Genomic DNA, 5,653 nt, shown 5'->3' on the forward strand with positions numbered 1-5,653 from the left:
AAGGCTCTGGAAAAACTGTGAAAAGCACCTAAATACGAGCCTTCAGTTCATTAATTTAGCCTTTTTAAGGCTACTTTTGCATAGAAAATATTCTGGATAGGTTCTGAGGGGGGTACACAACCTAGGCGACCGCACTGAACAGCAATTGATGAAAACTGAAAAATAGCTTTCTTTGGTTCAGTGCCACCTTGTGCTTCATATTGAAGGTGACATGACGGTAATAAAATAATTTTCAAAAATGTCTTTAGAATAAAATTTGGGTAACAACGCACATGAATATGAAGAAACTCACGCTGGTCGGTACAGTAGTGATTCTGGGGCTGGTGGCCTATCTGGTCTGGAAAAACATGAACCAGCCGGATACACAGGCTTTAGTCAGTGGTAATGGACGGATTGAGGCGACTGAAATCAATATCTCCAGTAAGTTATCTGGCCAGTTGGAAGAAATTTTGGTGCAGGAAGGAGATTTTGTCGAACCAGGCCAGGTTTTGGCACGGATTAAAGTCTCTGCACTAGAAGCACAGCTGCGTGAAGTTCAGGCCCAGCAGCGTCAGGCACAGGATGGCATTGCGACCGCAGAAGCCCAGGTGGCGATGCGTATCAGTGAAAAAGCGGCAGCTGCAGCCATGGTCGAGCAGCGTGAAACCGAACTGGTCGCTGCTAAAAATCGTCTGGCACGAACCGAAATTTTGGCCAAAGACGGGGCAGTCTCTAAACAGCAGCTGGATGATGAGCGTGCTGATGTCAAAAGTGTTGCAGCCGTGCTGAGTGCGGCAAGAGCACAAGTGGACAGTGCACAAAGTGCGATTGTGGCCGCGCGCAGCCAGGTGTCGAGTGCACACTCGCAAGTCGATGCCATTAAGGCCACAATCGAGCGGATCAATTTCGATATTGAAGATGCCCAGCTCAAGGCACCGTTGAAAGCGCGTGTCCAGTTTCTTGTGGCACAGCCGGGTGAAATGATTTCGGCAGGTGGACGAGTCATGAACCTGATTGATCTGTCTGATGTGTATATGACTTTCTTCCTACCGGAAACCGTGGCTGGACGTATCGCGATAGGTACTGAAGTCCGTATCGTACTGGATGCGGCCAAAAATGTGGTGATTCCTGCCAAGGTATCGTTTGTCGCGGATACTGCGCAATTCACGCCGAAGACGGTGGAAACTGAAAGTGAACGTCAGAAACTGATGTTCCGTATTAAGGCAAAAATTGATCCAGTGTTGTTGCAGAAATACATCCAGCAAGTCAAAACTGGTCTTCCGGGTGTAGCCTATATCAAAATTGACGAGAATGCGCCTTGGCCTGCATTCCTAAGCAATCTGGTTAAATCATGACAGAAGTATCTGCACAGGGTGCCATTGTTGCCGACATTCAGCAGGTCAGTCTCAAATACGGCAAAACCCAAGCCTTAAAGGAGATTTCCCTGGCATTGCCTGCTGGTTGCATGATTGGTTTGATCGGCCCGGATGGCGTGGGAAAATCCAGCCTGCTGGCATTACTGGCCGGTGCCAAGGTGGTCCAGCAAGGCCGCTTGATGGTGCTTGGTGGAGATATTGCCGACCGAAAGCACCGCAGAAAAGTCTGTCCGCATATTGCCTATATGCCGCAGGGCTTGGGCAAGAACTTGTCCAAAACCCTTTCGGTTGAAGAAAATTTGCAGTTTGTTGCCCGTTTGTTTGGGCATGATGCAGCTGAAAGCCGAAAACGTATTGATGCACTGACCAAAAGTACGGGGCTGTATGAATTTCTCGATCGTCCGGCCGGGAAACTGTCAGGCGGGATGAAACAGAAACTTGGCCTGTGCTGTTCCCTGATTCATGATCCCGACTTTCTGATCCTAGATGAGCCCACCACCGGGGTTGACCCCTTGGCGCGTGCACAATTTTGGGAATTGATTAACCGTATCCGTAGCGTCCGCCCACAGATGAGTGTGATTGTGGCGACTGCCTATATGGATGAAGCACAGGGTTTTGACTGGCTGGCGATGATGGATGAAGGTCGCATCCTGCAAACTGGTAGTCCCGAGGAACTGTTGGCACAGACCGACAGACGCAGTCTGGAAGAAGCCTACATCAAGCTTTTGCCCGTGGAAAAGAAACAGGGTTATGAGCCGGTGGTGATTCCGCCTTTAGCGGATGATGGTTCGGATGGCTATGCGCTGGAAGCCAAAGACCTGACAGTCAAATTTGGTGACTTTACCGCAGTGGATCATGTCAATTTTCAAATCCGGCGTGGGGAAATATTTGGATTCTTAGGCTCGAATGGTTGTGGTAAATCGACCACGATGAAGGTCTTGACTGGATTGCTGGAGGCTTCGGAAGGGCAGGCCTGGTTGTTCGGGCAACCGGTGGAAGGGAGTGATATTGCTACCCGTCGGCGTGTTGGGTATATGTCGCAATCCTTTTCACTTTACAGTGAACTGACGATTATCCAGAACCTGGTACTGCATGCCAAACTGTTTCATGTGCCGGCAGAACAGATTGATGCGCGTGTTGAGCAGATGCTACAGCGTTTCGATTTGATGGAACTGAAAGACAAATTGCCTGACGATTTGCCGCTCGGGATCAGGCAGCGTCTGTCACTGGCGGTAGCACTGGTGCATAATCCGGAAATCTTGATTTTGGATGAACCAACCTCCGGTGTAGACCCGATTGCCCGGGATAAATTCTGGCATGATCTGATCACCCTGTCGCGCAAAGATGGGGTTACCATCTTTATTTCTACCCACTTTATGAATGAAGCCGAGCGCTGTGACCGTATGTCGCTGATGCATGCCGGTCGGGTGCTGGACAGTGCTGCACCGGCACAACTGATGCAGAATCGGCAGGCTGCGTCTTTGGAAGAGGCATTTATTGGCTATCTGCTGGATGCCGGTGCAGGCAGCCAGCCCCCTGCTGAAGAAGAGGTGGGGAGTAGTTCAGCTGATCTTCAGCCAGCCGGGACACAGCAGAGAAAATCTAGCCGATTTAGCCTGCAACGTTTGCTCAGCTATGCCTGGCGGGAATCACTGGAACTGGCCCGTGATCCGATTCGCGCCACCATGGCTTTGGTCGGATCCATTATCTTACTGTTCGTGATGGGCTATGGCATCACCATGGATGTGGATGATCTGACTTTTGCGGTGCTGGATCGGGATCAGACCGGGCTAAGCCAGAATTACAGCATGAGTATTGCCGGTTCGCGTTATTTTGTTGAAAAGCCGCCTTTGCAAAGTTATGACGACCTGGATCAGCGTATGCGCAGCGGTGATATTGCTTTAGCCATCGAGATTCCGCCCGGTTTTGCTCGGGATGTGGCCCGGGGCGAAGAGGTCAAGATTGGCGCCTGGATAGATGGTGCCATGCCACAGCGTGCCGAAACGGTCCAGGGTTATGTACAGGGCATTCATGCACACTGGTTGATGCAGCAGGCACTGGAGCACAGCGGGTATAAGATGTCGAGTACAGTCAATGTCGAAACCCGATTCCGCTATAACCCGGATATCAAGAGCTTGCCGGCGATGGCACCTGCTCTATTTCCGCTGCTCATCCTGCTGATTCCGGCCATGTTGACAGCGCTGTCTGTGGTGCGGGAAAAAGAACTGGGGTCGATTGTCAATTTGTATGTCACCCCGGTGACCCGCAGTGAGTTCCTGATCGGCAAGCAGATTCCCTACGTGGTGCTGGCCATGCTGAACTATTTCCTGATGTGTCTGATTATTGTGCTGATGTTTGATGTACCGATCAAAGGCAGTTTTTTGACCCTGACCTTGGCTTCATTCTTGTTTATTATTTTTTCTACTGGTACGGGTTTATTGGCCTCCGCCCTGACCAAAAGTCAGATTGCCTCGATGTTTCTGGTGATGCTTGGCACGTTGATTCCGGTGATGCAGTTTGCCGGTATTATTAATCCGGTTTCCTCGCTAGAAGGATTTGGCCGCTGGTTTGGCGGGATTTATCCTGCTACACATATGGTGAATATTAGCCGTGGCGTGTTTAACAAAGCTTTAGGTTTTCAGGACTTGCATCAGTCTCTTTGGGTAATCTTGCTGTCAGTGCCTGTCATTATGTGTGCGGCAATCCTGGCGCTAAAAAAACAGGAGTCCTAGGATGTTCCGTCAGAAAATACAGAATATCTACCAGCTCGGTTGCAAGGAATTGTGGAGTCTATGGCGTGACCCAGTCATGCTGATCCTGATCATCTACACCTTTACTGTGGCAATTTATACGGCAGCCACCGCCATGACCGATAGCCTGAACATGGCTCCGATTGCAATTGTAGATGAAGATCATTCAACCTTGTCTGAGCGAATTACCTCGGCATTTTATCCACCGTATTTTATTCCACAAAGCACTGAACTGAATTATATGGATGCTGGAATGGATGCTGGGGAATTTACCTTTGCTCTAAATATTCCGGTGAATTTTCAGGAAGATGTGCTTGCAGGAAAAGAAGCGGCGATTCAGGTGAATGTCGACGCCACGCGCATGTCTCAGGCGATGACCGGGGCTGGCTATATTCAGCAGATTATTCAGTCCGAAGTCAGTGAATATGTGTTGCATAGCCGGGAAGTGAGCAGCATGCCGGTTGAACTGGAGATGCGTGCCCGCTTTAACCCGTTGCTGGACCAAAAATGGTTTGGCAGTGTCATGGAAATCATCAATAACGTGGCGATGCTGTCCATCATTCTGACCGGAGCAGCTTTAATTCGCGAGCGTGAGCACGGCACGGTAGAACATCTGATGGTGATGCCGGTCACGGTGTTTGAAATTATGATGTCCAAGGTCTGGTCTATGAGTCTGGTGGTATTGATTGCGGCTTTTACCGGGCTGAAACTGGTGGTACAGTTTGCCTTACAGGTTCCGATTGAAGGGAACCTGTTGCTCTTCTTCTTTGGGGCATTATTGACCCTGTTTGCCACCACCTCGATGGGCATTTATCTTGCCACCATGTCGAAATCGATGCCGCAGTTTGGTTTATTGATGATGCTGATTCTGATCCCGATGGAAATGCTCTCAGGCGGGATGACACCGCGGGAAAGCATGCCAGAGGTATTGCAGTATCTGATGCTGATCGCCCCAACCACGCATTTTGTTGAACTGGCCCAGGCCATTTTGTATCGAAATGCCGGGCTAAATATCGTTTGGCCGTCATTTCTATGGCTGGTTGGAATTGCCGTGCTGTTTTTCTATGTGGCCTGGAAACGTTTTAAGGATACGATTCATACCATGACCTGAGTATAACCAGGGACGGGTAAATATTAGTATTTTTAAATATCGTTAAGTTTCCAGTAAATACTGTTTTGTTTTTATCCCATGAGTTGTCCACAGAAATTGGGGATAATTTTTGCCCTGGAAAGACCGGGAACATTGAAAAAATCCCTAATTTGATTAAAAAATAACCGTTTTATTGACAGGAAGTGTCAAAAATGCTCATAAAAAAACCGACTTGTTTCTAAGTCGGTTGAACGAGGTCGTTCTAGAGGGTATGACTCAATTTAAGCTAATGATCTTAACGTAATCTTAAAACCATTATTCACCAATTAAAATGTCCTGTTTTTAACTGCAAGAGCTCTGTACACGACAAATTTCATAGGATCCTTGTCCTATCAGGCTTTTTCTTTCTTAAAATTGCTAGCACTTTCTTAAATTCTTCTTTTTTTCCAAAACCAATC

The 5,653-nt window shown here is 48.5% G+C and carries 3 protein-coding genes and 1 pseudogene; all 4 read left to right on the forward strand.

The window, feature by feature from the left end; genetic code table 11:
* Nucleotides 1-100, forward strand: a pseudogene (locus ACE01T_RS17070) (IS5/IS1182 family transposase); the annotation flags it as partial.
* Between the two features lie 172 nt (nucleotides 101-272).
* On the forward strand, nucleotides 273-1,334 hold the full coding sequence (locus tag ACE01T_RS17075) for an HlyD family secretion protein (protein WP_395519751.1): 1,062 nt from the start codon (nucleotides 273-275) through the stop codon (nucleotides 1,332-1,334).
* A complete protein-coding gene (gene rbbA, locus ACE01T_RS17080) occupies nucleotides 1,331-4,087 on the forward strand; it encodes a ribosome-associated ATPase/putative transporter RbbA (RefSeq protein ID WP_395519752.1) in 2,757 nt (918 codons plus the stop codon). The genes ACE01T_RS17075 and rbbA overlap by 4 nt, the downstream gene beginning before the upstream one ends.
* Before the next feature lies 1 nt (nucleotide 4,088).
* Entirely contained in the window at nucleotides 4,089-5,216 is a 1,128-nt protein-coding gene (locus ACE01T_RS17085) for an ABC transporter permease (protein WP_180042831.1), read from the forward strand.
* Nucleotides 5,217-5,653 lie beyond the last annotated feature (437 nt).

The sequence above is a fragment of the Acinetobacter uliginosus genome (genome assembly GCF_044130295.1).
Classification (GTDB): Bacteria; Pseudomonadota; Gammaproteobacteria; order Pseudomonadales; family Moraxellaceae; genus Acinetobacter.

Excerpts from the sequence above, each read along its gene's own strand:
- rbbA (WP_395519752.1), top strand. The coding sequence starts at position 1,331 with ATGACAGAAGTATCTGCACAGGGTGCCATTGTTGCCGACATTCAGCAG.
- ACE01T_RS17085 (WP_180042831.1), top strand. The coding sequence starts at position 4,089 with ATGTTCCGTCAGAAAATACAGAATATCTACCAGCTCGGTTGCAAGGAA.
- ACE01T_RS17075 (WP_395519751.1), top strand. The coding sequence starts at position 273 with ATGAATATGAAGAAACTCACGCTGGTCGGTACAGTAGTGATTCTGGGG.